General features: G+C 69.3%; 27 protein-coding genes. 14 read left to right on the forward strand and 13 right to left on the reverse strand.

The window, feature by feature from the left end:
• A partial coding sequence (locus CEF10_RS07295) for a penicillin-binding transpeptidase domain-containing protein (RefSeq protein ID WP_101067482.1) occupies window positions 1-1,405 on the forward strand: 1,405 nt, incomplete at its 5' end.
• A gap of 3 nt (window positions 1,406-1,408) precedes the next feature.
• On the opposite strand, the gene CEF10_RS07300 is transcribed toward CEF10_RS07295, so the two are convergent.
• The gene (locus tag CEF10_RS07300) at window positions 1,409-2,584 is read right to left on the reverse strand and encodes an acetyl-CoA C-acyltransferase family protein (RefSeq protein ID WP_101067483.1); all 1,176 of its coding nucleotides are present in this window, start codon (window positions 2,582-2,584) and stop codon (window positions 1,409-1,411) included.
• Between the two features lie 98 nt (window positions 2,585-2,682).
• The gene (locus CEF10_RS07305) at window positions 2,683-3,408 is read right to left on the reverse strand and encodes a metallophosphoesterase family protein (RefSeq protein WP_101067484.1); all 726 of its coding nucleotides are present in this window, start codon (window positions 3,406-3,408) and stop codon (window positions 2,683-2,685) included.
• An 89-nt stretch (window positions 3,409-3,497) separates the two neighbouring features.
• On the opposite strand from CEF10_RS07305, the gene CEF10_RS07310 reads away from it, so the two are divergent.
• Window positions 3,498-3,878, forward strand: a complete 381-nt coding sequence (locus CEF10_RS07310) for a hypothetical protein (RefSeq protein WP_101067485.1) — start codon at window positions 3,498-3,500, stop codon at window positions 3,876-3,878.
• A 17-nt stretch (window positions 3,879-3,895) separates the two neighbouring features.
• Here CEF10_RS07310 and CEF10_RS07315 read toward each other — a convergent pair whose 3' ends face one another.
• Window positions 3,896-4,477: a hypothetical protein gene (locus CEF10_RS07315; protein ID WP_157932973.1), complete on the reverse strand. Its 582-nt coding sequence runs from the start codon at window positions 4,475-4,477 to the stop codon at window positions 3,896-3,898.
• A 242-nt stretch (window positions 4,478-4,719) separates the two neighbouring features.
• On the opposite strand from CEF10_RS07315, the gene CEF10_RS07320 reads away from it, so the two are divergent.
• The 4 genes from CEF10_RS07320 (at window position 4,720) to CEF10_RS07335 (ending at window position 7,490) form a co-directional block, all read left to right on the forward strand.
• On the forward strand, window positions 4,720-5,277 hold the full coding sequence (locus CEF10_RS07320; protein ID WP_269801317.1) for a YeeE/YedE thiosulfate transporter family protein: 558 nt from the start codon (window positions 4,720-4,722) through the stop codon (window positions 5,275-5,277).
• Window positions 5,277-5,894 carry a DUF6691 family protein gene (locus CEF10_RS07325; protein ID WP_101067488.1) on the forward strand — a complete coding sequence of 206 codons (618 nt, stop codon included), beginning with the start codon at window positions 5,277-5,279 and terminating at the stop codon, window positions 5,892-5,894. The genes CEF10_RS07320 and CEF10_RS07325 overlap by 1 nt, the downstream gene beginning before the upstream one ends.
• Before the next feature lie 21 nt (window positions 5,895-5,915).
• Complete coding sequence (locus CEF10_RS07330) at window positions 5,916-6,668, forward strand: fused DSP-PTPase phosphatase/NAD kinase-like protein (protein ID WP_101067489.1); 753 nt, start codon at window positions 5,916-5,918, stop codon at window positions 6,666-6,668.
• 78 nt (window positions 6,669-6,746) lie between these two features.
• The gene (locus tag CEF10_RS07335; protein ID WP_101067490.1) at window positions 6,747-7,490 is read left to right on the forward strand and encodes a DUF6969 family protein; all 744 of its coding nucleotides are present in this window, start codon (window positions 6,747-6,749) and stop codon (window positions 7,488-7,490) included.
• 207 nt (window positions 7,491-7,697) lie between these two features.
• Here CEF10_RS07335 and serA read toward each other — a convergent pair whose 3' ends face one another.
• Window positions 7,698-9,293 (reverse strand): phosphoglycerate dehydrogenase, encoded by a 1,596-nt coding sequence (gene serA, locus CEF10_RS07340; RefSeq protein WP_101067491.1) that lies wholly within the window; start codon window positions 9,291-9,293, stop codon window positions 7,698-7,700.
• Between the two features lie 83 nt (window positions 9,294-9,376).
• Window positions 9,377-10,534: a phosphoserine transaminase gene (locus CEF10_RS07345; protein ID WP_101067492.1), complete on the reverse strand. Its 1,158-nt coding sequence runs from the start codon at window positions 10,532-10,534 to the stop codon at window positions 9,377-9,379.
• 155 nt (window positions 10,535-10,689) lie between these two features.
• Here CEF10_RS07345 and serB point away from each other — a divergent pair, with 155 nt between their 5' ends.
• The gene (gene serB / locus CEF10_RS07350) at window positions 10,690-11,562 is read left to right on the forward strand and encodes a phosphoserine phosphatase SerB (RefSeq protein WP_101067493.1); all 873 of its coding nucleotides are present in this window, start codon (window positions 10,690-10,692) and stop codon (window positions 11,560-11,562) included.
• 45 nt (window positions 11,563-11,607) lie between these two features.
• On the opposite strand, the gene CEF10_RS07355 is transcribed toward serB, so the two are convergent.
• Window positions 11,608-11,862 (reverse strand): EF-hand domain-containing protein, encoded by a 255-nt coding sequence (locus tag CEF10_RS07355; RefSeq protein ID WP_101067494.1) that lies wholly within the window; start codon window positions 11,860-11,862, stop codon window positions 11,608-11,610.
• Between the two features lie 273 nt (window positions 11,863-12,135).
• Window positions 12,136-13,131: an asparaginase gene (locus CEF10_RS07360; protein WP_101067495.1), complete on the reverse strand. Its 996-nt coding sequence runs from the start codon at window positions 13,129-13,131 to the stop codon at window positions 12,136-12,138.
• A gap of 191 nt (window positions 13,132-13,322) precedes the next feature.
• Between CEF10_RS07360 and CEF10_RS07365 the strand changes: the two genes are divergently transcribed.
• Window positions 13,323-13,859, forward strand: a complete 537-nt coding sequence (locus CEF10_RS07365; protein ID WP_101067496.1) for an invasion associated locus B family protein — start codon at window positions 13,323-13,325, stop codon at window positions 13,857-13,859.
• Between the two features lie 22 nt (window positions 13,860-13,881).
• Here CEF10_RS07365 and CEF10_RS07370 read toward each other — a convergent pair whose 3' ends face one another.
• Window positions 13,882-15,120: an META domain-containing protein gene (locus CEF10_RS07370; RefSeq protein ID WP_101067497.1), complete on the reverse strand. Its 1,239-nt coding sequence runs from the start codon at window positions 15,118-15,120 to the stop codon at window positions 13,882-13,884.
• A gap of 102 nt (window positions 15,121-15,222) precedes the next feature.
• Entirely contained in the window at window positions 15,223-16,692 is a 1,470-nt protein-coding gene (locus CEF10_RS07375; protein WP_101067498.1) for an NAD-dependent succinate-semialdehyde dehydrogenase, read from the reverse strand.
• An 84-nt stretch (window positions 16,693-16,776) separates the two neighbouring features.
• On the opposite strand from CEF10_RS07375, the gene CEF10_RS07380 reads away from it, so the two are divergent.
• Window positions 16,777-17,565 (forward strand): alpha/beta hydrolase, encoded by a 789-nt coding sequence (locus CEF10_RS07380; RefSeq protein WP_101067499.1) that lies wholly within the window; start codon window positions 16,777-16,779, stop codon window positions 17,563-17,565.
• Between the two features lie 118 nt (window positions 17,566-17,683).
• On the opposite strand, the gene CEF10_RS07385 is transcribed toward CEF10_RS07380, so the two are convergent.
• Window positions 17,684-18,679: a P1 family peptidase gene (locus CEF10_RS07385; RefSeq protein WP_101067500.1), complete on the reverse strand. Its 996-nt coding sequence runs from the start codon at window positions 18,677-18,679 to the stop codon at window positions 17,684-17,686.
• Window positions 18,680-18,837: 158 nt separating this feature from the next.
• Between CEF10_RS07385 and CEF10_RS07390 the strand changes: the two genes are divergently transcribed.
• A complete protein-coding gene (locus tag CEF10_RS07390) occupies window positions 18,838-20,046 on the forward strand; it encodes an aminopeptidase P family protein (RefSeq protein ID WP_101067501.1) in 1,209 nt (402 codons plus the stop codon).
• 36 nt (window positions 20,047-20,082) lie between these two features.
• On the opposite strand, the gene CEF10_RS16850 is transcribed toward CEF10_RS07390, so the two are convergent.
• Both CEF10_RS16850 and CEF10_RS07395 read right to left on the reverse strand, forming a co-directional pair.
• Window positions 20,083-20,259: a hypothetical protein gene (locus CEF10_RS16850; RefSeq protein WP_157932974.1), complete on the reverse strand. Its 177-nt coding sequence runs from the start codon at window positions 20,257-20,259 to the stop codon at window positions 20,083-20,085.
• A 128-nt stretch (window positions 20,260-20,387) separates the two neighbouring features.
• A complete protein-coding gene (locus CEF10_RS07395) occupies window positions 20,388-20,810 on the reverse strand; it encodes a protease inhibitor I42 family protein (RefSeq protein ID WP_101067502.1) in 423 nt (140 codons plus the stop codon).
• A 155-nt stretch (window positions 20,811-20,965) separates the two neighbouring features.
• Between CEF10_RS07395 and CEF10_RS07400 the strand changes: the two genes are divergently transcribed.
• The 3 genes from CEF10_RS07400 to CEF10_RS07410 all read left to right on the forward strand — a co-directional run bounded on the left by CEF10_RS07400 (window position 20,966) and on the right by CEF10_RS07410 (window position 23,280).
• On the forward strand, window positions 20,966-21,232 hold the full coding sequence (locus CEF10_RS07400) for a hypothetical protein (protein WP_101067624.1): 267 nt from the start codon (window positions 20,966-20,968) through the stop codon (window positions 21,230-21,232).
• Between the two features lie 11 nt (window positions 21,233-21,243).
• On the forward strand, window positions 21,244-21,825 hold the full coding sequence (locus CEF10_RS07405) for a DUF1523 family protein (RefSeq protein ID WP_101067503.1): 582 nt from the start codon (window positions 21,244-21,246) through the stop codon (window positions 21,823-21,825).
• Window positions 21,826-21,927: 102 nt separating this feature from the next.
• Complete coding sequence (locus CEF10_RS07410; RefSeq protein ID WP_101067504.1) at window positions 21,928-23,280, forward strand: aminotransferase class III-fold pyridoxal phosphate-dependent enzyme; 1,353 nt, start codon at window positions 21,928-21,930, stop codon at window positions 23,278-23,280.
• Window positions 23,281-23,320: 40 nt separating this feature from the next.
• Here the strand turns inward: CEF10_RS07410 and CEF10_RS07415 are convergent, their stop codons facing one another.
• Window positions 23,321-23,608: a sll1863 family stress response protein gene (locus CEF10_RS07415; protein ID WP_101067505.1), complete on the reverse strand. Its 288-nt coding sequence runs from the start codon at window positions 23,606-23,608 to the stop codon at window positions 23,321-23,323.
• A gap of 238 nt (window positions 23,609-23,846) precedes the next feature.
• Here CEF10_RS07415 and CEF10_RS07420 point away from each other — a divergent pair, with 238 nt between their 5' ends.
• Window positions 23,847-25,520 carry a bifunctional protein tyrosine phosphatase family protein/NAD(P)/FAD-dependent oxidoreductase gene (locus CEF10_RS07420; RefSeq protein ID WP_101067506.1) on the forward strand — a complete coding sequence of 558 codons (1,674 nt, stop codon included), beginning with the start codon at window positions 23,847-23,849 and terminating at the stop codon, window positions 25,518-25,520.
• The last annotated feature ends 153 nt before the right edge of the window (window positions 25,521-25,673 follow it).

A 25,673-nucleotide genomic window follows, 5' to 3' on the forward strand; every position in this document is an offset into this window, starting at 1 on the left:
CCGCGCCGCGCGCGACCGGGTTCTGGCGCGGGCCCTGCGGGCCGGGGTGCTGGATGCGGCGGCGGCCCGTGCCGCGCGGCAGGCGCCGGTCCCGGCCGGTCGCCACCCGTTCCCCGCGCTTGCGCCGCACCTGTCGGACCTTGCACGTCGCAGCGCTCCTCTGGCCACGCGCCACCGGCTGACGGTCGATGCCACCCTTCAGGCGGGGCTGGAACGGGTCGCGCGAGAAACGGCGCGCGACCTGCCCGAGGGGGTGTCGGTGGCGATGCTGGTGGCCGATCATCGCACGGGCGAGATCCTGGCCTCGGTCGGGTCGGCGGGTTACGACGCGCCGACCGGGCGGCACGGTTTCGTCGACATGACGCGCGCGCGCCGCTCGCCCGGGTCCACGCTCAAGCCGTTCATCTACGCCATGGCCTTCGACCGGGGGCTGGCGCATCCGCAGACGCTGATCCGTGACCGCCCCGTCGCCTTTGGCGACTACGCGCCGCAGAACTTCGACGGCCGGTTCCGGGGCGAACTGTCGGCGGCGCGGGCGCTGCGGCTGTCGCTGAACGTGCCGGCGGTCCTGTTGCTGGACGAGATCGGGCCGGCCCACCTGATGGAACTGATGCGCCGCGCCGGGGCGGCCCCCGCGCTTCCGGGCGATCGCGCGGGGCTGGCCGTCGGGCTGGGCGGCGTGGGGCTGACCCTGACGGAGTTGACGGGCCTTTACGCCATGCTGGGGCAGGGGGGTCTGGCGCGGCCACTGTGGTGGAACGCGACCACCGGGCCAACCGCCGGCGGCCCCCGCCTTATGGGTCGCGCCGCGGCCTGGCAGGTGGGTGACATCCTGGCCGGGCTTGCCCCGCCGCCGGGTGCGCCGGCGGGGCGGCTGGCCTACAAGACCGGCACCTCCTACGGGCATCGCGACGCCTGGGCCGTGGGGTTCGACGGGGCGCATGTGGCGGGCGTCTGGATCGGCCGGCCCGACGGCACGCCGGTGCCCGGCGCCTTCGGCGGCGAGCTGGCGGCGCCCGTGCTGTTCGAGGCGTTCCAGCGGCTCAAGCCCGCGCCCGACCCGTTGCCGCCCGCGCCGCCGCAGGCGCTTCTGGTGCCCACCGCGGAATTGCCGCAACCCCTGCGGCGTTTCACCGGGCGCGAGGCTGTTTTCCGCGCGGCGGAGGATGCGCCGAAACTGTCATTTCCGCCGGAGGGGGCGCGCCTGCCGCTGGCGGATGCCGGCGTACCGGTGAAGGTGCGCGACGGCACGCCGCCCTTCACCTGGATGGCGAACGGGGCGCCCGTTCTGACCGGCGTCCGGCGTCGCCAGGCGCACCTGCCGGGGCTGGGACGCGGGTTCTCGCGCCTGTCGGTGATCGACGCCGAGGGCCGCGCGGCGGCCGTGACCGTGCGGATCGACTGAGCGTCAGAGCCGTTCGAGCGCCAGCGCGATGCCCTGGCCGCCGCCGATGCACATGGTCACCAGCGCCCGCGTGCCGCCGATCCGCTCAAGCTCATAAAGCGCCTTGATCGTCAGGATCGCGCCCGTCGCACCGACGGGGTGGCCCAGCGCGATGGCGCCGCCGTTGGGGTTGACCTTGGCCGGGTCCAGCCCGAGGCTGCGGTTGACCGCGATGGCCTGCGCCGCGAAGGCCTCGTTCGATTCGATAACGTCGAAATCGGCCGCCGACAGCCCGGTCTTGCGCAGCAGGTTGTCCACCGCCGGGATCGGGCCGAGGCCCATCACGTCAGGCCGCACGCCCGCGTGGGCATAGCCGACAACGCGCGCCCTGGGGGTCAGCCCGGCGGCCTCGGCCGCCTCGGCGCGGGCCAGCACCATCGCGGCGGCGCCGTCGTTGATGCCGCTGGCGTTGCCGGCGGTGACGCTGCCCTCCCCGGCAAAGGCGGGCCTGAGCCCCGCCAGCCCCTCGGCCGTCGTGGGCTTGGGGTGCTCGTCGGTGTCGAAGGCCACGGTGTCGCGCTTGATCTTCACCTCGACCGGCACGATCTGGTCGGCAAAGCGGCCTTCCTCGATTGCGCGCGCCGCCCGGGTCTGGCTTTCCAGCGCGAAGGCGTCCTGATCCGCGCGGCTGACCTCGTGTTCGTGGGCGACATTCTCGGCCGTCACGCCCATGTGCCCGGTGCCGAAGGGGCAGTTGAGCGCGCCCAGCATCATGTCGCGTGTCTTCACGTCACCCATCTTGGCGCCCCAGCGCTGGTCGGGGATGATGAAGGGCGAGCGGCTCATGTTCTCGGACCCGCCGGCCACGGCGAAATCGGCGTCGCCCATGGCCAGCGACTGCACGGCCGAGACGACCGCCTGCGCGCCCGAGCCGCAGAGCCGGTTGACGTTCATCGCCGGCACCGTGTCGGGAATGCCCGCGTCGATCGCGGCGACGCGCGACAGGTACATGTCCCGCGGTTCGGTGTTGATGACATGGCCGAAGACGACATGGCCCACCTGGCCCGGCTCGACGCCCGCGCGCTCCAGCGCGGCGGCGGTTACGGTCGCGCCCAGTGCGGTGGGCGGGGTGCCGGCCAGCTTGCCGCCGAAAGTGCCGATGGCGGTGCGCGCGCCGTCGAGAAGAACGATGTCGGTCATTGGAAACTCCGCGGATTGAGCGTTCGACCGGAAGCCTAGGAAATGCCCCGACGCTTGGCAATCGGGACGTGCCGTCACCGGCGCCGCGCGCGGCGGCGTCACACGGCGGGAACCAGGGGCGCGCGGCCGGTTTCCGTCAGCATCCAGGCGTCGCGGCCCTCGAAAACGGCCGGGATCAGGGGACGGCCCCAACCGGCCCCGGCGTCGAGGTCGACGCGGTTGCCGTAATGCGTGGGAAACTCGATGGGCGTGTGGCCGTGCACGATCAGCGGGCCGTGATCGCGGCGGTCCGACAGGAACGGCTCGCGGATCCAGATCAGGTCGTCCGGGTCCTGCCGCCCGAGCGGCACGCCGGGGCGGATGCCGGCGTGCACGAACAACAGGTCGCCCTCGGCATGGTGCCAGCGCAGGGCACGCAGGAATTCGCGGTGGGCCGTCGGCACGGCGCGCAGCAGGGCCGCGGGATCATCGAGCGCCTGCGCCGGCTCAAGCCCGTAGCAGGCCAGCGTCGCCGCGCCACCCATGTTGCCCGACAACCAGCCCAGCGCGACGCCTTCGGGGCCGAGGCCCGTCTCGGCGGCGTCGAGAACGTCGATGAAGATCTGGTCGTGGTTGCCGCGCAGCACGATCCAGTCGCGTCCCGCCGACAGACCGTCGAGAAGTGTCTGCACAACGCCACGGCTGTCGGGGCCACGGTCCACGAGGTCGCCCAGGAAGACGGTGCGGGCCCCTGCGCCGCCGTCGGCCGCGATCATCTCGAGCGCGGCGTCGAGGCCGGCCTTCTGGCCGTGGATATCGGGGACGACATAAACGGGATCGGCCATGCCCCAGCCCTAGCATGAAAGGAATGCTTGGAAAACGCGGGCGATCGGGCATCATGGAGGCGCGGACACGGACAGTGAAAGGAAACGCCATGACGGGCATTTCAAGGGCCTTCATGCTGCTTGCGATTCTCAGTGCCATCATCGGCATGGGCTGGGGAATCATGATGGCGGCCACTCAGGATCACACGCTGGCGCCGGCGCATGCGCATCTCAACCTGCTGGGATGGGTGAGCTTCGCGATCTTCGCCTTCTACTATCATCTCGTGCCCGGCGCGGCGGCCGGATGGCTGGCGCGGCTGCACGTCGCGCTGTCGGTCGTCGGGGTCGCGGTGCTGATTCCGGGCATCGTCATGGCGCTGACGCAGCAGGGCGAGGTGCTGGGCAAGCTGGGCTCGGTGATCGTGCTGGCCGGGATGCTGTGCTTTCTCGGCGTCGTGATGCGCGGGACCGCCGATTTCAAGCCCGGCTGAGCGGGACCAGCGCCCTTTCACTTGCCCATGACGGCCGGTCCCAGCAGCAGCACGACAACCGGAACCGGCGCCACGGCACTCGCCACGGTGACAACGACCGCCGGGAGCGAAAAAAGCCGGCTCATCCCGGCCATCATCGCGATGCCGCCGCCACCGCCCACCAGGAAGTTGCCTGGCGAATTGATCGCGAGGCCCAACGCGATGTGACGATGGGTGAGCAGGCGCTCGGCCAGCCGGTTCGGCGCCGCCGAAAGCAGGAAGGCGAGCCGTGCTTCGCCGGGCACGGCATCGAACCGCGCCAGAAGCCGGGCGGTGCGGGCAAGGCCGAGATCGCGCGCGAGGCTGATCAGCGCGGCGGCACGGCGCGGCCCGCGCTGCGGTTGGGCCGCCACGATCAGGCGCCGTCCTTTGCCGGTCGCCGGGTCGTCGCAGCGCGCCTCGCATTCCCTTGAGACGAAGGTGCCATCCTTGAAGACGAATGTGTCGACGACGTCGCGGGGCTGGCCCGTGGGCCCCGTGCGACCGGTGAAGACCATGCCGTCCAGCGGCCCTGTTCCCGTTTCGGGAAGGATCTCGGCCGTCGGCGGTGTGCCACCCAAGTCAAGTCGAAGGAACCAAGCGCATTGGCGGTGCCACCTGCAAGCATGCCGGCAAAAACAAGGCCAGCCACGGATCTCCACTTACCGGGAATCGGTCGCCTTTCAACCGTTCCCGAGCGTGGAAATGCCGCCAAACCCCAAGAGTTTCCGAAACGAAGAACGCGCCGTCCCGGCGCTTGACACATTCTTGTATTAGAATATTTTGGTGATGCCGCGCCGCCGGCCGGATCAGGGCCTGCGCGCTGCCGGGCCATGCGGCGCATCCCGAGCAAAAGGAGACCAAGATGCAGGATCGTCCCCGCGCTTACTGGCCGCCGCTTCTGGCCGGACTGGGCCTCGGCCTTGCGCTTCTTCTGACCTTCGTCATCACCGGGCACGGGCTCGGATCGAGCGGGTTCTTCACGCGCGCCGCCGCGGCCGCCGGCGGATGGCTGATGCCCGAGGCGACGGCGGGGAACCCGTATCTCGGCCGGTATATCGATGCCGGGGCACCGCTTCTGGCCTGGATCACCTGGGAGGTCGCCGGCCTGTTCGTGGGCGCGCTGATGGGCAGCTTCGCCGCGCGGCGCTTCCGCCCGTCGGTCGAACGCGGCCCACGCACAAGCGCCGGTCTGCGGCTGGCGCTGGCGCTGGGAGGCGGGGTGCTCACCGGCTTCGGCGCGCGGCTGGCCCGGGGTTGCACCTCGGGGCTGGGCCTGTCGGGCGGTGCGACGCTGGCGGTGGCCGCCTTCATCTTTCTCATCGCCTTCTTCATCGGGGGCTTTCTGTTTTCCATGCTGACGCGGAGGGTCTGGGAGTGATGGAACAACCGCTCTACGACAACGGCGTCGCCGCCGGTCTGCTGGCCGGGGTGCTCTTCGGCTATTTCCTGGAGGCGGCGGGCTTCGGCAGCCCGCGCAAGCTGACCGCGCAGTTCCGGCTGCAGGACTGGGCGGTGTTCAAGGTCATGTTCACCGCTGTCATCGTGGCGGCGACGGGCCTCTGGCTTCTGGATGTCTTCGGCGTTTTCGGGCCCGACAAGGTCTACGTGCCAACCAGTTTCTTCTGGGCGATCGCCGTTGGAGGGCTGCTCATCGGCGCGGGATTCGCCATCGGTGGCTACTGCCCGGGCACCTCGGTCGCCGGACTGGCCTCGGGGCGGCTGGACGCGCTGGTCTTCATGGTCGGCATGGTCGTCGGCGTCTGGGTCTTCGCCTGGGCCTACGAGCCGCTCAAGGGCCTGTATTTCGCGGCCCAGGGGCCCAAGGGCCAGACCCTGCCCGAGCTCTTCGGGTTGCCGACGTGGGCGATCCTGCTGGCGCTCGTCGTGCTGGCGGTCGCCGGATTCCGGGTCGGCAGCGCGCTGGAGCGCCGCTTCGGCGGGCCGATCGGCCCGGCCGGTGACGCGGCGCCAGACACCGTCGACAAGCACACCTGAAGTCAAACGAAAGGATACGCCATGAGCAAACGCAAATCCCTTCTCGCCCTGCTGCCCGCGGCTGCCGTCGCCGCCGGCGCGGCGGGAACCGATGCGGACACCGGCACGCGCTCCGGCGTCCTGCCGCAGATCGTGTCGGCCGCTCACGCCCAGAGCAACCCCTGCGCGATCGCCAACCCCTGCGCGATTGCCAACCCATGCGCCGTGGCCGGCGACGCGGGCGACGAGGCCGACGCCCCGGACTATGCCGCGACCGCCGAGACCCCGGCGGACAACCCTTTCGACGTGCCGGCGGGCTACGCCCAGGCCGCCTATGGCGACACCATGCCGGGCGTGGTCGAGAACTACCTGCGCGCCGCACCCTACGTGGGCACCGGCGGCGTGGTGACCGACAAGGGCTACGCCATGATCAAGGCCGTGGGCTTCAAGACGGTGCTGAGCCTCAATACCGCCGAGGAGGGCGCGGCGGACGAGCGTGATCGCGCCGAGGCCGCCGGGCTGACCTACCTCAACGTGCCTGTCTCCGAGCGGGCGCCGGTGGCCGATCAGGTCGACCGCATCGCGGAGATCGTCAACGACCCCGACAACTACCCCATCCTGATGCATTGTCAGTCCTCGAACCGGGTTGGGGCGTCCTGGGCGCTCTACCGGGCCCAGGCCGGCGTGCCCGCCAAGATCGCGGTGCAGGAGGGGCGCACCGTTGGCCTCAAGCCCAGCCGCGAATGGAAGGTGCGCGAGATCCTCGGCATGGACCCGTTGCCCGAGCAGGAGTGACCGGCCCGGCCGCATGACACCAACTCGGGGGCGGTGCGCTTGACTGCGCCCGCCCCCGTCGCCGAAACGAGTGCCGTGATGACAGACGCCGCCCCCGCCCCGCCGCTTGGCGATTACCCGCGCGCCGATCTCGAAGCGATGCACGCCGCCGCCGAGCGCGTCTTGCTGGCCGCGCAGGCGCTGGACGCGGCGGGGCAGACGGTCGTCTCCGCGCTGATGCCCGGCGCCGAGCGGATCGAGGCCTGGGCGCACTACCCCGAGCACGACATCCGCGACCGCGACAACGGCGTGCAGTTCTACTACCATGCCCACCCGGAGGAGCACCGCGGCCCCGGCGAGCATGGCCATTTCCACGTCTTCGCCTACCCGGACACGCCCGCCCGCACCACCGCGGAGGGGGGCGGGCACGGTTGTTCGCACGCGCCCGAGGACGCGGCCGGTCGCCGCCCCTGCCACCTGATCGGCATCTCGATGGACGCGCTGAGCCGTCCCATCGCGCTGTTTACCACCAACCGCTGGGTCACCGGCGAGGACTGGCGCGACGGCGACGAGGTGACGGCGATGGTTCGCGCCTTCGATCTTGCGCCAAGGGAACCCTATCGCCACACCCGGGACTGGCTTGCCGGGATGATGGGCCTGTTCCGCCCCCAGATCGAGCGGCTTATCGCCGAGCGTGACGCCGGCATCGCGCAGTGGCGCGCGGCCCGTGGCGGCGATGTCCTGGAGGACCGCGACCTTTACCGCGTGTCCGGCTGCCGGATCGACCTGTCGCGCCAGATCGTCGATCTGGAAGCGGCGTTGGAGATCGAGCCGTCGGGCTGACGTCGAAGCCGCACACAGACGCCACGCGGCCAGCGTTCCGGCGCACGAAATACCGGCCGTGTGCTTGCCGCTTTCGGCCATCGGACGCCCTTCAACCGGTCCCGGGCGTGCGCGCTTTCACGAAATCGGCGTGTCCCCGAAACCGAAAACGCGCCGCCTCGTGACGGGCGGCGCGTTGAAACTGCGCTCGTTCTCCGCGCGATCGCTTCAGGCCACGTCGAATTCGAGCGGCCGGATCTGGCGGAACAGGCCGGTGTCCTTGAGTTTCTTTATCACCGTCGAGTCCACCGGCGCATCGACGTAGAGCAGCGCGATCGCCTCGCCGCCCTCCTTGGTGCGGCCAAGGGTGAAGTTGGCGATGTTCACGCCGGCCTCGCCCATGGTGCGGCCCAGCGTGCCGATGATCCCGGGCTCGTCCTGGTTGGTGGTGTAGAGCATGTGCGGCCCGATCTCGGCGTCGATGTTGATGCCCTTGATCTGGATGAACCGCGGCTTGCCGTCGGAGAACACCGTGCCGCCGATCGAGCGTTCGCGCTTGTCGGTGACGACGGTGAGCTTGATGTAACCCTCGAAGGCGCCCGACTTGTCCTGGTGGGTGGTGGAGATCTTGACGCCCCGCTCCTTCGCGATCAGCGGCGCGGAGACCATGTTCACCTCGGCGTTGAAGGATTTCATGATGCCCGCCACTGCCGCGCAGGTCAGCGCGTCGAGGTTCATCTCGCTTGCCACCCCGTCGTAGAGGATGTTGATGGCCTTGATCGGCTCGTCGGTCATCTGGCCCACGAAGCTGCCCAGATGGTCGGCCAGGTCGATCCAGGGTCCCATGACCTTGGCCTCCTCGGCGGTGACGGAGGGCATGTTGAGCGCGTTGGTGACCGCGCCGGTGAGCAGGTAGTCCGACATCTGCTCGGCCACCTGCAGGGCGACGTTCTCCTGTGCCTCGGTCGTGGCCGCGCCCAGGTGCGGCGTGCACACGACGTTGGGCAGGCCGAACAGCGGGTTGTCGGTCGCGGGTTCCTCGGCGAAGACGTCGAAGGCGGCCGCGCCCAGGTGCCCGGACTGGATCAGGTCGGCAACGGCCTGCTCGTCCACGAGCCCGCCGCGCGCGCAGTTGATGACACGCGCGCCCTTCTTCATCTTCTGCAGGTTTTCGCGGCTCAGGATGTTCTTCGTCTGCTCGGTGAGCGGCACGTGAAGCGTGACGAAATCGGCGCGCGCGAGCAGCTCGTCGAGCTCGACCTTCTCCACGCCCATCTTGTCGGCCTTTTCCTGGCTGAGGTAGGGGTCGTAGGCCACGACCTTCATCCTCAGCCCGCGGGCGCGGTCACAGACGATGCCGCCGATATTGCCGGCGCCGATGACGCCCAGCGTCTTGCCCGTCAGCTCGACGCCCATGAACCTGGATTTCTCCCACTTGCCGGCCTGGGTGGAGGCGCTGGCCTCGGGGATCTGGCGGGCAACAGAGAACATCATCGCGATCGCGTGCTCGGCGGTGGTGATCATGTTGCCGAAGGGCGTGTTCATCACGATCACACCCTTCTTGCTGGCCGCGTCCTTGTCGATGTTGTCGGTGCCGATGCCGGCGCGGCCGACGACCTTGAGATTGTCGGCTTTCTCGAGGATCTTCTCCGTGACCTTGGTGGCCGAGCGGATCGCCAGCCCGTCATAATTGCCGATGATCTCGGCCAGTTTTTCCTTGTCCTTGCCGACCTCGGGCATGAAGTCGACGTCGATGCCGCGGTCGCGGAAGATCTGCACGGCGGTTTCCGAGAGCTTGTCGGAGACGAGTACCTTGGGAGCCATCTGTCTGGTCCTTTGAATGTAGGTGTCCGGGGAGGGTGCACGAGATCGCGCACCCTGCGGGGTCCGTGCGCGGCGTGCGCGCTTCAGGCGGATTCGGAGAGGGCTTCGAGCTCGCTGAGGTAGGCCCACTTGATCCAGGGCATCAGCGCGGCCACGTCGGTGGCCTCGACCGTGCCGCCGCACCAGATGCGCAGGCCCGGGGGCGCGTCGCGGTAGGCGCCCACGTCATGGGCCACGCCCTCGTCTTCCAGCCGCTTGACCACGGCCTTGGCAAACGCCGCCGGGTCCGAGATGCGATCATCGGTGAACTTGAGGCACACCGAGGTGTTCGATCGATACTCCGGCTCCTCGGCGAGGAACGCCAGCCAGTCGTTTTCGGCGACGAAGGTCTGGACCACGGCGAGGTTGTTGTAGGCGCGGTCGCGCAGCCCTTCCAGCCCGCCGACCGAGCGCGCCCATTCCAGCGCCTGCAGGTAGTCCTCGACCGCCAGCATCGACGGCGTGTTGATCGTCGCGCCCTCGAAGATGCCCTCGTTGAGCTTGCCGCCCTTGGTCAGGCGGAAGATCTTCGGCAGAGGCCAGGGCGGGGTGTAGGTCTCCAGCCGCTCGACGGCGCGCGGCGACAGGATGATCATGCCGTGCGCGGCCTCGCCGCCCAGCACCTTCTGCCAGGAGAAGGTCGTGACATCCAGCTTGTCCCACGGCAGGCGCTGCGCGAAGGCCGCCGAGGTCGCGTCGCAGATCGTCAGCCCCTTGCGGTCGTCCTTGATCCAGTTGCCGTTGGGCACGCGCACGCCCGAGGTCGTGCCGTTCCAGGTGAAGACGACGTCGTTGTCGGTGTCGACGGTGGACAGGTCCACGATCTGTCCGTAGGGGGCTTCCTTGACCTCGGCGTCGAGTTTGAGCTGCTTGACCGCGTCGGTCACCCAGCCCGCGCCGAAACTTTCCCAGGCCAGCATCTCGACCTTGCGCTCGCCCAGCATGGTCCACATCGCCATTTCGACCGCGCCGGTGTCGGAGGCGGGCACGATCCCGATACGGTAGTCCGCCGGGATCTCGAGGATCTCGCGCGTGCCCTCGATCGCTGCCTTCAGGCGGGACTTGCCCACCGTCGCGCGGTGGCTGCGGCCCAGTGGCGCGCCCGCCAGCGCGTTGAGGTCGAATGTCGGGGGTTTGGCGCAGGGGCCCGAGGAAAAACGCGGATTGCCCGGCCGCGTTGCCGGTTTTTCGATCGTTGTCATGTCTATCCTTCCAGATAACCGCCCCTCGTTGGGGAGGGGTGTCCCACGGATGGGCATACGGCGGTTCCGGGCCTTTCGCAAGTGCAGAAATGTCGCTATAGCGCCGGTTCAGTGCCCGAATGCGACCAAAACGACCACGATCGGAAACTTCCCGTATGTTCATCGCCACGCTTGTTGCCGCCCCCGGCGGACTCGATGCCGCCCTCGTCGATTCCCTGCGCCGCGCCTGGGGCGGCGGGGATCCCCGCTGGCTTTCGCCCGACGAGGCCGCGGAATTCGCCCTGCCGGAGGTTCCGCCCAATCGCTGGGACGCCTGGGCGGACCTGCAGGCACGGAAGGTGGATCTTGTCGTCCAGCCCGCGCAGGCGCGGCGCAAGAAGATGCTGCTGGCCGACATGGACAGCACCATGATCGGGCAGGAATGCATCGACGAACTGGCCGACGCGGCCGGCGCGGGCGAAGCGGTGCGCGCGGTCACCGCCCGGGCGATGAACGGCGAACTGGATTTCGAGCAGGCGCTTGTGGAACGCGTGCGCCAGCTGAGGGGCCTCGACGCCGGCGTGATCGAACAGGTGCTCGACGCGCGGATCACACTTGCCCCCGGGGGGCGCACGCTGGTGGCCACGATGAAGGCGCATGGCGCGCGGGCCGTTCTGGTGTCGGGCGGGTTCACCGCCTTCACCGCCCCTGTCGCGGCGCGCCTGGGCTTCGATGAAAACCGGGCCAACACGCTGCTGGAACGGGACGGTCGCCTGACGGGCGATGTTGCCCGCCCGATCCTGGGGCGCGACGCGAAGGTGCACGCGCTTGAAGAGGTGACCAGGCGGCTCGGCATCTCCGAGGCCGACGTGCTGGCCGTCGGCGATGGGGCCAACGACCTGGGCATGCTGGAACGCGCGGGCATGGGTGTGGCGCTGCACGCCAAGCCGAGCGTGGCCGAGGCCTGCGAGGTGCGAATCAACCACGGCGACCTGACGGCGCTGCTTTACCTGCAGGGATACGCGCGGGACGAGTTCGCAGAACCCTGACCGGCCAGTTCCGTCGCGGGGCGGGCCGGAAGGGTGGTGGCCGGGTCAGCCCCCGGAGCTCTCGCCCGGCAGAATGCCGGCGTCGCGGGCGGCGTCGATCTCGGCGGTGCTCAGGGTGGCGCTGGCATCGGTATCGACGCTCGCGAAGGTGCCCTCCTGCATGTCGGGGTGGACCTGCTGGCATCCGGACTTGGTGACTTTGCCGTTGCCCTCGGCGTCCATCCTCGCCGTCTTGGCCATGGTGGCGCCCGGCACCGTCAGCACGCGTGCGATTCCCGCCATCATCAGCCGAGTCGTCATGGTCGCTTCCCCTTGTCCGTTTCTTGGTTGCGCGGGTGGCTTTGTCCGCCCGCGGCCGCGTGGCGCTGCCGCGCGGGCGTGTCGCCGGTTTGTGCCCGCCAGCCGGGCGGATCCGCGGAAACAAGCCGGAACAGGCTCGCGGCGTCAGCGGTGCAGCGCCGCCCTCGGCACGTGGTCTTTGGATCGGCGCATGGTGGCGCAGGCGTCAGGCCGGTTTGCGCGGAACCCCGTGCATCCAGGGGCAGGGGCGCGGATCGGCGGCTGGCCGCTGGCTCAGGGGAAGTCCGGGGCAGGGCGGATCGACCCCGTCTCGAGCCCGCGCCAGTTGACGATGGGCGCGTTCATGACGCGCCGCGTGGCGGGGTGATCGGGGTCGAGCGCACCCAGCTTCACGAGGATCGCGGCGACGGCGCATTCGGCCCCCCGCGTCGCGCCGTCGACGATCTTCAGCGCGACGCCGAGGCCCCGTTCGGGCAGGATCGCGACGAAGAAGCCCTCCGCCCCGGTCTTGAGCGCCACCGGTTCGCCACAGGCGCGCATCAGTTCGGTGCAGGCGCGCCCCTCGCCGGCGACCAGTTCGGGATGGGCGATCATCGCCTGCCACAGCCGGCGGGCGGCGTCCTGGCGGGCATCCGCCCCCGCGCGCGCGGCGGCGAAACGGGCCATGGCCCGCGCCATGCCGTGCAAGGTTGTGACGAAATTGGGCGCCGAGCACCCGTCGAGCGCGTGGCCCGGGCTGGCCTCTCCGGTTGTCTCCTCGAACGCCTCGAGGCAGGCCCGCTGCACGGGATGGTCGATATCGATGTACTCGGCGCCGCCGCCGAGGTGACGCTCCAGCGTCAGAAAGCCCGCATGCTTGCCCGAACAGTTGTTGTGCACCTGCCCGGGTGTCTCGCCCGCGCGGATCATGGCGCGGAACGTGGTATCGTCCTTCGCCTCGTGTGCGCCGCAGCGCAGGTCGTCGTCGCCCAGCCCGAGGTCGGCCAGCCACTGGCGCACGCGCCCGGTGTGCATCGGCGCCCCGTTGTGCGACGCGCAGGCCAGCGCGAGGTGCTCTGACGTCAGCCCGGCCGCGTCCGCCGCGCCGCTTTCCACCAGCGGCAGCGCCTGGATCATCTTGGCCGAGCTGCGCGGCAGGACCTGCACGCCCGGATCGCCCCAGGCATGGCGGATCTCGCCGTGTGCATCGCAGACGGCCGCGTGGCCTGTATGCACGCTTTCGGGCAGCGGGCCGCGCCAGACTTCGGTAAAGGGGACAGGGCCTGTCATTCGGTGCCTCCTTTCGGACCGGCGGGTTCGCGGATTTCCGCCAATCGAATCTTTCGCTTCTGTTTGGTTTCAGTCTATTGTTACAACGCCCGAAGGGAAACTGGCCGCGCGCCAAAGTCATGCAAGCGCCGAAGAACGCGGCACGCGGCCGGGGTATTGAGGCAAGGGACAGCTTGGAGGCTGGACAGACGATGGTATCACGCATTTCAGGTGTTGCGGCCGGTGTCGCGCTGGTTCTGGCGGGCGCGGGGGCCGCGGCGCAGGAGCAGGAAGAAAGCACGAACCAGGTCGCGGCGGACACCGCATGGAGCGTGTTCGAGGATCAGGATCCGCACGAGTGCTGGGCCGTTTCCGCCCCGACCAAGACCGTCAATACGAAGGATGGTCGCGTGGTCGCCGTGCGCCGCGGCGATATTCTCCTGATGACCTTCTACCGCCCCGAGGCCGGGGTCGAGGGACAGGTCACCTTCACCGGCGGCTATCCCTTCGCCGAGGGCTCGACGGTCAACATCGACATCGGCGGCGACGAGTTCGAGCTGTTCACCGAGGGCGAGTGGGCCTGGCCCGCCAGCAAGGCGGAGGATGCCAAGATCATCGAGCGGATGAAGGCCGGCGCCGATGCCGTGCTCACCGGGATCTCCAGCCGCGGCACCACCACCAAGGACACCTTTTCGCTGATGGGCTACACCGCGGCCGTCGAGGAGGCACAGGAACGCTGCGCGAAGTGACGCCGCCGCGCGGCGCCGGCGATCAGGGGCGCCGCGCTGTCACCACCGCCCGGCCCTGCGTATCGAGCAGCTGCAGCGCCCCGCCAGCGCCGATGTCGAAGCGCACGACACGCGCCAGCGCATCCAGTATCCGGCGTTCCTGTTCCATTGCTGCATCGGGGCAGGCCATCATCGTCGCCCCCATCCGGCGGAAGCTCAGCCCCTCGCCCGTCAGGTCGTAGCCGCCGACGATGCGGTTGCATCCGGTATGCCCGCTGACGCGGCCCCGCGCGTCAAAGCGAAGCAGCGCGCGCTCCGGGTCGAGGACACCGTGGCCGGCCGCCTGTGTCAATTCCCAGCGCGGCCCGATGAGCAGGCTGGCGGGGTCGCCGCCGCAGCCCGTCATCCGCCGGTCGCCCAGCCTCAGGGCCGCGCGATGGGGGTGGGGCATGCCGGTGGCCGAGTCGCGGCAGATGCTTTCCCGCAGGATCAGTTGCGCGTCGATCGCGGGCATGTCGAGGCGGTAGGCGCCGCGCGTCGCCGTGACCCCCGGGCGGGGCAGGCTGTGCGTGACGGCGCCGTAGTCGGCCGTGATCTCGATCCGCTCGGCGTCGATGACGGCCGCCCAGCCGGGTTCGTTGCCGCCGGCGCGGTAGGGGGGTGCCGCGTGCGGATCGGCCTTCTTGCAGTCGGGCAGGGTGCGGCCGTCGACGGTGACGCGGGCCGTGTCGCCCGTGGTCCGGATCTCAGCGTTCTCGCCGCCCGTGGCGACGTGGCGCGCACCGGTGGCCGCCTTCGCGGGTTGCATCGGGATGTCGCGCTCGCCCACCCGCAGGACCGCCCGGTCGTCGAGCATGCCGAAAGCGACAGGCGTGCCGCCACAGTCGAACCGGGTGGCGAAGGCCAGCGGCGTGGCCAGTGTCATCGCGATCTCGCCAAGGTCGGTGGCGTCGGCACGCACGGGCACGTCGCGGACCAGCCAGCGCGGCTTTCCGCCCAGGCGGATCACCGCGCGCAAACGGCCGGACAGCTCTGCCGGCACATCGAGCGAGAACGGCAACGGCACCTGCTGCCCGTCGGCCCCGAAAGTGGCCTGCCCGAGCCGGGCATCCAGCGCGCCGCGCACCTCCACGACCACCTCGGCGGCCGGCGGCAGGGCCATCTTCGCGTCGTAGCGCAGCGCGCCGCTGATCGTGCGCGTGTCTTCGCCGCCCTGCTGGGCAGCGGCCGGCAGGCCCGCACAGGCGCAGACCAACGCGAAAACGGCAAGGAATCGTGACATGCGGCACCTTCCGGAAGGATCTTCGCGGAAGAGTCTAGAGCAGTCCCGTGGCGAAAGCGAGACGGCCGGCCGGCGGGCGCGGTAAGACGCCGGCCGGGCCGGTCAGACGCTGGTGCAGATGTATTTCATCTCGAGGAACTCGTCGATTCCGTGGTGGCTGCCCTCGCGGCCCAGGCCCGACTGCTTGACCCCGCCGAAGGGGGCGACCTCGGTCGAGATGATGCCGGTGTTCACGCCGACGATGCCGTATTCCAGCGCCTCGGCCACCTTCGTCACCCGGCTCAGGTCACGCGCGTAGAAATAGCTCGCCAGCCCGAAGATCGTGTCGTTGGCCATCTCGATCACGTCGTCCTCGTCCTCGAAGCGGAACAGCGGTGCGAGGGGGCCGAAGGTTTCCTCGTTGGCGAAGGCCATGTCGCGGGTGGCCCCGGTGACGATGGTCGGCGGCAGGAAGTTGCCCGGCCCCTGCGCCGCCTCGCCGCCCATGATGACCTCGGCGCCCTTGGCGGTGGCGTCGGCCACGTGTGCCTGCACCTTCTCGATGGCTTCGCTGCTGATGAGCGGGCCGAGCGCGGTGCCCTCCTCCAGCCCGTCGCCCATCTTCAGCTTGGCCACCGCCGCCTTGAGCTTTTCCGCGAAGGCGTCGTAGACCCCGGACTGGACGTAGATGCGGTTGGCGCAGACGCAGGTCTGCCCGTTGTTGCGGAACTTGCACATGATCGCGCCCTCGACCGCGGCGTCGAGGTCGGCATCGTCGAAGACGATGAAGGGCGCGTTGCCGCCCAGCTCCATCGAGCATTTCATGACCTGGTCGGCGGCCTGTCTCAGCAGGATGCGCCCCACCTGCGTGCTGCCGGTGAACGTCAGCTTGCGCACCGCCGGGTTCTCGCAGAATTCCTTGCCCGTCTCGCTGGCGCGCGAGGTCGGCACGATCGAAAGCACGCCCCTGGGGATGCCGGCACGCTCGGCCAGGACGCCCAGCGCCGTCGCCGACAGCGGAGTCAGCTCCGCGGGCCGGGCCACGAAGGCGCAGCCGGCGGCCAGCGCCGGCGCGGCCTTGCGTGTGATCATCGCGGTGGGGAAGTTCCACGGCGTGATCGAGGCGGCCACGCCGACGGGCTGCTTTATGACGGTGATGCGCTTGTCGCGCTGGTGGCCCGGTATGGTCTCGCCGTATATGCGCTTGGCCTCCTCGGCGAAGAACTCCACGAAACTGGCGCCATAGGCGATCTCGCCCTTTGCCTCGGCCAGCGGCTTGCCCTGTTCCGCCGTCAGGATCGTGCCCAGATCGTCCTGGTTCTCGATCATCAGATCGAACCAGCGGCGCAGCACGGCGGCGCGTTCCTTGCCCGTCCACTGCGCCCAGTCCTTCTGCGCGGCCTGTGCCCGGTCGATCGCATGGGCCACCTGCGCGCGCGACAGGTCGGCGACATTGGCGATGGTGTCGCCGCGGGCGGGGTTGTGCACCTCGAAGGTGCCCTCGTCACCGTCCACCCACTCCCCGGCCAGGTAGGCCTGCTCGGCCAGAAGGCCCGGATCCTTCAGCAGCGATTTCAGGTCGGTCTCGGTCATGGCGTCCCCTTTCTTGCGTTTCGCCTCGCAATGACGAGGCGGTCGCGGTTACCTTGCGCGCAGGCTAACCACCGGAGACGCGAAATGGAACTGGATGATGCCTATGCCAACGCCGCGCATATTCCCGGCGCCGAGGATTACCCGCCGCGATGGGCGGCGCGCGCGGCGGAATTCCGCGCTGCGCTGGCCGAAGCGCAACGCGCGGAACTGGCCGTGCCCTATGGCCCCGGCGCGCGCGACCGCCTCGACCTGTTCCACCCCGAAGGCACGGCGCGTGGGCTCGCGGTTTTCGTGCATGGCGGTTACTGGCTGCGGTTCGACGGCAGTTTCTGGTCGCACCTGGCCGCAGGGCCGCTGGCGCGCGGCTGGGCGGTGGCCGTGCCCACCTACGACCTGTGCCCCGACGTGACGATTGCCGAGATCACGCGGCAGGTGGGCCGGGCCGTTGCGGCGGCGGCCGGACGGGTCGGCGGGCCACTGGCGCTGGCCGGTCATTCCGCCGGCGGGCACCTCGTGGCGCGGATGGCCGTGCCCGGCATTTTGCCGGCCGGGGTGGCGGCGCGGCTTGCCCGCGTCGTGCCGATCTCGCCCGTGGCCGATCTGCGCCCGCTGCTCGAGACCACGATGAACGAGACGCTGGGCCTCGACATGGCCGCCGCCGAGGCCGAAAGCCCCGTGCTCATGACGCCGATGGAGGTGCCCGTGACGGTCTGGGTGGGGGGTGACGAGCGGCCCGCTTTCCTCGACCAGGCGCGCTGGCTTGCGGATGCATGGGGCTGTGCCCGCGTCGTGGCCGAAGGCCGGCACCACTTCGACGTGATCGAGGCCCTGGCCGACCCCGGCAGCGAGCTGGTCGCGACGCTTTGCCCGTGATCTTCATCCAGCGTAAACTGCGCGCGCCGAAGGCGTCCCGGTGCGGCCGTCACACCGGCGGTGACGCGTGGGGCACCGGCGGATGCCTCCGGCGGGAGTATTTCGGGCAAGATGAAGATCAGGTGTGCCGGTCGGACCAGCAGGGCAGCGCGTCGCCGGGTGCGGGGGTCGCCGCGAACACCGCGCGCGCGATGGCCCGCGCCATGCAGCTGGCCGCGGCGTGGCCCAGCACAAGCGCGTCCGCGAGCGGGGCGTCGAGGTCGTGCGCCCCGGTGGCGACGGCGAAGACAAGGTCGCCGTCCATCGGCGTGTGCGACGGGACCAGCGCGCGCGCCAGCCCGTCGTGCGCGGCGGTGGCCATGCGGGTGCAGGCGGGTTTGTCTAGGGCCGCGTCGGTGGCGACGATGCCGATGGTCGTGTTGGCGTGCGCCGCGAGCTTGGTGGGCGGTCGGGTCGTGTCGGGATAGGCCGGGGCGGGGCCCAGCCCGCCGAATTCGTCGTTCATTTCGAACGGCGCCGCCCAGAAATGCCGCCCGCCGCCCACGGTGGCCGAGCCCAGCGCGTTGACCGCCACCAGCGCGCCCACCGTCACGCCCGAGGGCAGCACGAGCGAGGCCGAGCCGAGCCCGCCCTTCAGCGTGGCCGTGGTGGCCCCGGTGCCCGCGCCGGCGGTGCCGAGCGTGAACTGCGCGCCCGCGGTATCGAGCGCGGCGGCCCCGAGCGCCTTGTAAGGGGACGCCTTCCAGTCCTTCTCGCCGCCGTTGAGCAGGTCGAAGAGGATGGCCGCCGGAACGATGGGCACGCGCACGGCCCCCACCGCGAATCCGCGCCCGCGGGCGTGCAGCCCCTCGGCCACGCCGGAAGCGGAGTCGAGCCCGAAGGCGGAGCCGCCCGAGAGCACCAGCGCGTCCACCTGCGTGACCGTCCTGTCGGGGGCCAGCAGGTCGGTTTCGCGCGAGCCCGGCGCGCCGCCCATGACGTGCACGCCGGCGGTGAAGGGCGCGTCGGCGGTCAGGACCGTCACCCCGGTCTTGATCGCATCGTCCTGCGCGTTGCCGACGGCGAGCCCCGGCACGTCTGTGATCAGGTTCGCCGGACCTGGCGAGGCGGTCATGGGCGTCTCCCCTGGCGGTTTCAATCATCTTGCCAGATCGCGCCGGATCGGCAAGGAAAGGCGCGGCCCCGGGCGATGGCGTCGCCCCGATTGCGCGGGCCGCCGTTTTCCCACAACAGTCCTGAACGCCGGGACCTTTCCTTGCAAGGAGGGTCGACATGACGGACCGCCCAGATTTCTATAGCTTCCACAACGGCGACAAGGCCACGCTGCCCTTTGCCGAAATCGAGTATGCCGCGCGGCTGAAGGGGCTGCGCGCGGCAATGGCCGAGGCCGGGGTGACGGCCTGCGTGCTGACCTCGATGCACAACGTCGCCTATTACAGCGGGTTCCTCTACTGTTCCTTCGGCCGGCCCTACGCGCTGGTGGTGACCGAAAGCGAGAGCGTGACGGTCAGCGCGGGCATCGACGGCGGCCAGCCGTGGCGGCGGTGCCACGGCGACAACATCACCTACACCGACTGGCGGCAGGGCAACTTCTGGCGCGCCATCCGCGCGGTCGCGGGCGAGGGGCGCGTCGTGGGTTACGAGGGCGATCATCTTACGCTTCAGGCGCGCGACGCGCTGGAGGATTTTCTGGCACCGCTCACGATGGTCGACATCGCCCCGGCCACCATGCGCCAGCGCATGAGGAAATCGCCGGCCGAGATCGCGCTGATCCGGCAGGGCGCCGCGGTGGCGGACGCGGGCGGTTACGCGATCCGCGAGGCCGTTCGCGAGGGCGCGCGCGAGATCGACGTGGCGATGGCCGGACGGGACGCGATGGAGCTGGAGATCGCCCGCCGTTTCCCCGATGCCGAGTACCGCGACACCTGGGTCTGGTTCCAGTCGGGCATCAACACCGACGGGGCACACAACCCGGTGACCGGGCGGCACCTGCGGCGCGGCGACATCCTGTCGCTCAACACCTTTCCGATGATCTCGGGTTATTACACGGCGCTGGAGCGCACGATGTTCCTGGGCGAGGTCGACGACGCCTCCGCCGCGATCTGGGACGCCAACGTCGCTGCGCACGAACACGGTATCTCCCGACTCGGGCCGGGCGTGTCCTGTGCCGAGGTTACGGCGGCGATCAATGCCTTCCTCTCGGACCGCGGGCTGCTGCATTACCGCAGCTTCGGCTACGGGCATTCCTTCGGGATCCTCAGCCATTATTACGGGCGCGAGGCCGGGCTGGAGCTGCGCGAGGACGTGGACACCGTGCTGGAGCCCGGCATGGTGATCTCGATGGAGCCGATGCTGACCATCCCCGAAGGGCAGCCCGGCGCGGGCGGCTACCGCGAACACGACATCCTGATCATCACCGAGGACGGCTGCGAGAACATCACCGGCTACCCTTACGGGCCGGGATTCAACGTGGTGGGGTGAGCCGGGCGCCCCCGGGCAGGGGCGCCCGCACAGGGGTCACATCGCCGCTGCGGTCACGGCCCACACCAACATCAGCGCGGTGAAGGCGGCGGCGGTCGGATAGATCACACGGGTCATCTGGCGTCTCCTCGGTTTGCGTGGTGCGGCGCGTTGCGGCCGCGTGAAACCGAGATCGGAAGCCCTGGCCGGAACCGGAAGGACCGGCCCGGTCATATCTGGTGACAAGCCCGCCAGCCCGGCGTGAGCGGCGCCGTTCCTGCACACCGATCGGGGCCTGCGCGCACGCACCCGGCACAATGGAAGCGCCCGCGCCCGTTGGGTCACGCGGCCGTCAGCCCGGCCTAGGACCCGTCACTGCCCGGCGCCGCAACCGTGACCGCGATCTCGAGACGCCGCCAGATATCTTCGGGTCGCCACGGCTGGCCGTAATCGAGAACGATGCGGGCCTTGCCCGCCGTGCGGCCGGTCACGGCCCATGTCGCAACCATCGGCGCCCCCACGATGGGAAGGTCGCCTTCGGTCTCGCCGGCCGCCGCCGTGCCCAGCGCCTCGATGTCGAGGATCGCAAGGTTGCGGCTGGCGGTTTCGTTGAGCCGCCACGCCGCGCCGGTCGAGGGGTTGGTTTCGGCCGAGACTTCCGCCGTCTCGCCAACGGTGACGGCGATCGCGCGGGTTTCGGCATGTAGGGGGTCCACCTCCTCGGCACCGGCGGGCGGGGCGGGGAGGGTGGCAATGCAAAGGGCAAGGACGGTAGCGCGCGGCATGTGATCTCCGTTTCGGCCAGGAACCTCAGGATACCCGCGCGGACGGGTGTGGCAAGTCCGCGCGCGGCACGCTTGAAAGGCGGTGGCACGGCGCGCATTTGCACGGTATGAGGGGCCGGGCGCCCGTCACATCCACGCGCGCCGGGGGCAACGGCATGCTGCAGCTTCTGCGACTGGTCATCTTCGGGTTCCTGTTCCTGACGGCGGTCTATGTCGTGGTGTCGCTCTGGTCGCGGTCGGTGCGCAAGCGCAAGCTGCGCCGCGAGTGGGAGGAGATCGGCCGACCGGGCGACCGGGATGCCTATGTCCGGGCAGGGATGGAGGACTATGACCATTCGCTGCGCCGCAAGGCGCTGCTGCTGGTCTACATCGTGCCGGTGCTGGCGGTGCTCACCATCATCTACGTCGTGAACTTCATGTGAGGAGCGGTCGAATGGTCTATGTCAAATGGGGGTTCTGGGGGCTGTTCTGGTTGATCGTCCTTGCCTTCCTCCACTACACCCTGCCCCAGCACGACGTGGTGCGCATCACCGACACCTACGAGAAACGCGTGGATCCCGGCGACAACGCGCTGTTCTGGGCCAACGCCGACACCGGGGGCGACCCGAACCGGGCCACCCGCGACGTGTTCTTCATCCAGACGTTCCAGGCCGACGACGACCCGATGATCTATCGCAACGAGGACACGGGCTGGGGCTGGCCGCCGTATTTCAAGTTCGACACCTCGAACCTCCAGGCCGAGGCGGCCGACCTGATCTCGAAAAAGAGCGAGGGGGCGCCGCAGTGGGTGGCGATCCGCCACTACGGCTGGCGCAACGAGTTCCTGTCGATCTATCCCAACGCGATCAGCCTGTGGGCGGTCGAAAGCCCCGACGTGCGGATCATCCCGTGGTTCAACATCATCTTCCTGACCGTGCTGGCCGCGCTGGTCTGGGGGATCTGGGTGCGCTGGAAGCGGTTCCGCGAGAACCGTATCGACCCGGCGATCGATGACCTGACCGACGGCTGGGGCTGATGGGGCTGACCGCGCGGCAACGGCGCTGCCGGTGAACGGCGCTGGACAGGCGTGGCGCGCGGTGTCAGGATTTGATCAAATGCGGCCATCCGGAGGCACCCGATGAAGGACGACAATTTCCTGCGCGAGATGAACGCGCGTCACCTGTGGCATCCGATGGGGCATCCGGGCCAGGCGCAGGAAAACGCGCCGCGGATCATCAAGGGCGCCGATGGCGTGCGCATCACCGACATCGACGGCCACAGCGCCGTGGACGCAGTGGGCGGCCTGTGGTGTGTCAACCTCGGCTATTCCAACGACACGGTGAAACAGGCGATCGCCGACCAGCTCTGGCAGCTGCCCTATTACTCGGCCTTTGCCGGCACCACGAACCCGCCCGCGATCGAGGCGTCCTACGCGGTGCAGGAGTTCTTTGCCCCCGACGGGATGGCGCGGGCCTTCTTCACCTCGGGCGGGTCGGATTCGGTGGACACGGCGCTGCGGCTGGCACGCCAGTATCACCGCCTGCGCGGCCAGCCGGCGCGCACCAAGTTCCTGAGCCTGAAGAAGGGGTATCACGGCACGCATTTCGGCGGGGCGAGCGTGAACGGAAACAATCGCTTCCGCATCGGCTACGAACCGCTTCTGGCCGGGTGCTTCCACCTGCCGTCGCCCTATACCTACCGCAACCCGTTCGACGAAACCGACCCGGACAAGCTGGCCGACCGGATCGCTGCGGCCGCCGTGGACGAGATCGAGTTCCAGGGCCCCGACAGCATCGCCGCCTTCATCATGGAACCCGTCCAGGGCGCGGGCGGCGTGATCGTGCCCGGCGCCGGCTTCATGAGCCGGATGCGCGAGATCTGCGACCGCTACGGCATCCTGATGATCTCGGACGAGGTCATCACGGGTTTCGGGCGGCTGGGCGACTGGTCGGGCGCGCGGCACTGGGGCGTGCAGCCCGACATGATGACCACGGCCAAGGGTATCACCAGCGGCTATTTCCCCGTGGGGGCCGCCCTGATGAGCGAGAAGGTGGCGGAGGTCTTCGAAAGTTCAGAGCCCGCCGAGGGCAGCATCTGGCACGGCTACACCTACTCGGCGCACCCTGTGGGCGCGGCCGCGGTCGTGGCCACGCTGGCCGAGACGCAGCGGCTGGACCTGAAGGCGAACGCCGCCGCGCGGGGCACGCAGCTTCACGAGGGTGCGAAGAAGCTGGCCGAGAAACATGACATCGTTGGCGACGTGCGCGGGGGTCATGGCCTGATGCTGGGGATGGAACTGGTCAGCGACCGCGCGGCGAAGACGCCGATGGACGCCGAAACCATGACGCGCGTGCACACCGCCGCCTACGATGCGGGGGCCATGGTGCGTCTTGGCGCGCACAACATCCTGATGTCGCCGCCGCTGACGATTTCCGAGGCCGAGATCGACACGATCCTGTCGGCGCTGGACACGGGGCTCGCAGCCGCCTGACGTGGCATCACGTGTCGCGGTCGCCCGTCAAATCGCGCGCTCAGTCATGCCTATTGAAGGCGTTGCGCATGGCCTCGCCCATCGCGTGCCAGGCACGGTCACAGCCGGCCTTCAGGTCCGACCAGGCGTCGAGGTTCGACTTCCGCAGTTTCTGCAACTCTTCCTCGAGCTCTTCGCGGCGCTTCTTCAGGTCTTCGACGCGCTCGCGGATCTCGTCCTGGGCCTGTTCGCGGGCTTCGTCCGCCTTGGCCTGAAGCTTGGCGATATCCTCGTTCCATTCGTCGAGCTTCGCCTGAAGCTTCTCTTCATACGTTTTCCTTTCGTCCATGAAACCATCTCCGTTCGAAAATCACCGGTCGCCCACGCCGTTTGCGCGGCCACGAATTTCCAGATGATGTATGCAGGCCGCGGCGGGCCATCAACCGGACGCACGCGCGCGCCAAGGGTGAGCGAAGGGGGCTGTGCGCGCGTGTCTGCGGGGCGTCAGATCGTCACAACGGCCGGCCGGGATTGAAATACACATTCAAAATGTCCTATATGACGTGAAAACCCAAGGAGACCCCAAAATGGACCTGCGCAAGATTTCCGACGACCTGACCGTCTCGCCGCAGATCGCGCCGGATGATGTCAAGGCGCTGGCCGACCACGGTTATCGGTCGATCATCTGCAATCGTCCCGACGGCGAAGGCGCCGACCAGCCGACCTTCGAGGAAGTCGAGACCGCGGCCGAGGCCGCCGGGCTCGAGGCACGCTACCTGCCGATCTCGGGCGGCAAGGTCAGCGATTCCGACGCCGAGGACTTCGACCGGGCGATGAAGGAGCTGCCGGGGCCCGTCTTCGCCTACTGCCGCAGCGGCACGCGGTCGGCGACAGCCTGGGCGCTTGCCGCGGCCAAGACGAAAGAGCCCTCCGACATCCTCGAGAGTGCCCGCGCGGCGGGGTACGACATGGCCGGCGTCGTGCGCCGCATCGTCAACGGTGGCCGCACCCCCACCGAAAGCGGTGACGCGCGGTTCGACGTGGTGATCGTCGGCGGCGGCGCGGCCGGCATCGCGGCGGCCTCCAGCCTGCATGCGCGCAAGCCGGAACTGCAAATCGCCATTCTCGATCCGGCCGACGTGCACTATTACCAGCCGGGCTGGACGCTCGTGGGCGGTGGCGTGTTCGACCCCGAGACAACGGCCAGGACGATGGGCAGCCTGATCCCCAAGGGCGTGCACTGGATCAAGTCGGCCGTGGCCGCCTTCGAGCCGTGGAACGATGCCGTCGTCCTCGATGGCTGCCGCGTGGTGAAATACGATCGCCTGATCGTCTGCCCGGGCCTCAAGCTGAACTGGAGCGGCGTCGAGGGGTTGGTCGACACCCTTGGCCGCAACGGCGTGACCTCGAACTACCGTTATGACCTCGCGCCCTATACCTGGGAGCTGGTCAAGGGCATGAGGAAGGGACGCGCACTTTTCACCCAGCCGCCGATGCCCATCAAGTGCGCCGGCGCGCCGCAGAAGGCGATGTACCTGTCGGGCGACCACTGGTTTCGCGAAGGCGTCCTGAAGGATATCGACATACAGTTCATGAACGCCGGCGGCGTGCTTTTCGGTGTTAAGGATTACGTGCCCGCGCTGGAAAAATACGTCGAGAAATACGACGCCACGCTCAACTTCTTCCACGATCTCGTTGCCGTGGACGGGCCGGCGAAGACGGCGACCTTCGAGGTGAAGAAGCCCGACACGGACCCCGAGCGCGTGACCGTGGAATTCGACATGATGCACGTCTGCCCGCCGCAGACCGCGCCCGATTTCATCCGTGTTTCGCCGCTGGCCGACGACGTGGGCTGGGTCGACGTGGACCAGTCCACCCTGCGCCACAAGCGGTTCGAGAACATCTGGAGCCTGGGCGACGTGACCAATGCGCCGAACGCCAAGACAGCGGCCGCGGCGCGGGTCCAGGCGCCCGTGGTGGCCGAGAACATCGCCGACGACATCGACGGGCGCTCGCCCACGGCGGTCTACAACGGCTACGGTTCCTGCCCGCTGACGGTGGAGCGCGGCAAGATCGTGCTGGCCGAGTTCGGTTACGGTGGCACGCTGCAGCCCAGTTTCCCGAAGTGGATGATCGACGGCACCAAGCCCACGCGCGCCGCCTGGTGGCTGAAGGAGCAGATCCTGCCCCCGATCTACTGGAAGGCGATGCTGCGCGGGCGCGAATGGATGGCCAAGCCCGAAAAGGTTTCGGCCAGCTGAACCGCACCGGTGCCGAATGCGCCGCCCGGCACGACACCGGGTGGCGCCGCGCCCGCGATCCGGGCGCGCATGATCGATCGTGCCGGAACAACGATCCGGCCTTTGATTATTCCATTTCTGGAATATAAGGCGCAACACGCAAGACCCGCGCAA

This window comes from Roseovarius salinarum (genome assembly GCF_002834145.1).
Taxonomy (GTDB): domain Bacteria; phylum Pseudomonadota; class Alphaproteobacteria; order Rhodobacterales; family Rhodobacteraceae; genus Roseovarius; species Roseovarius salinarum.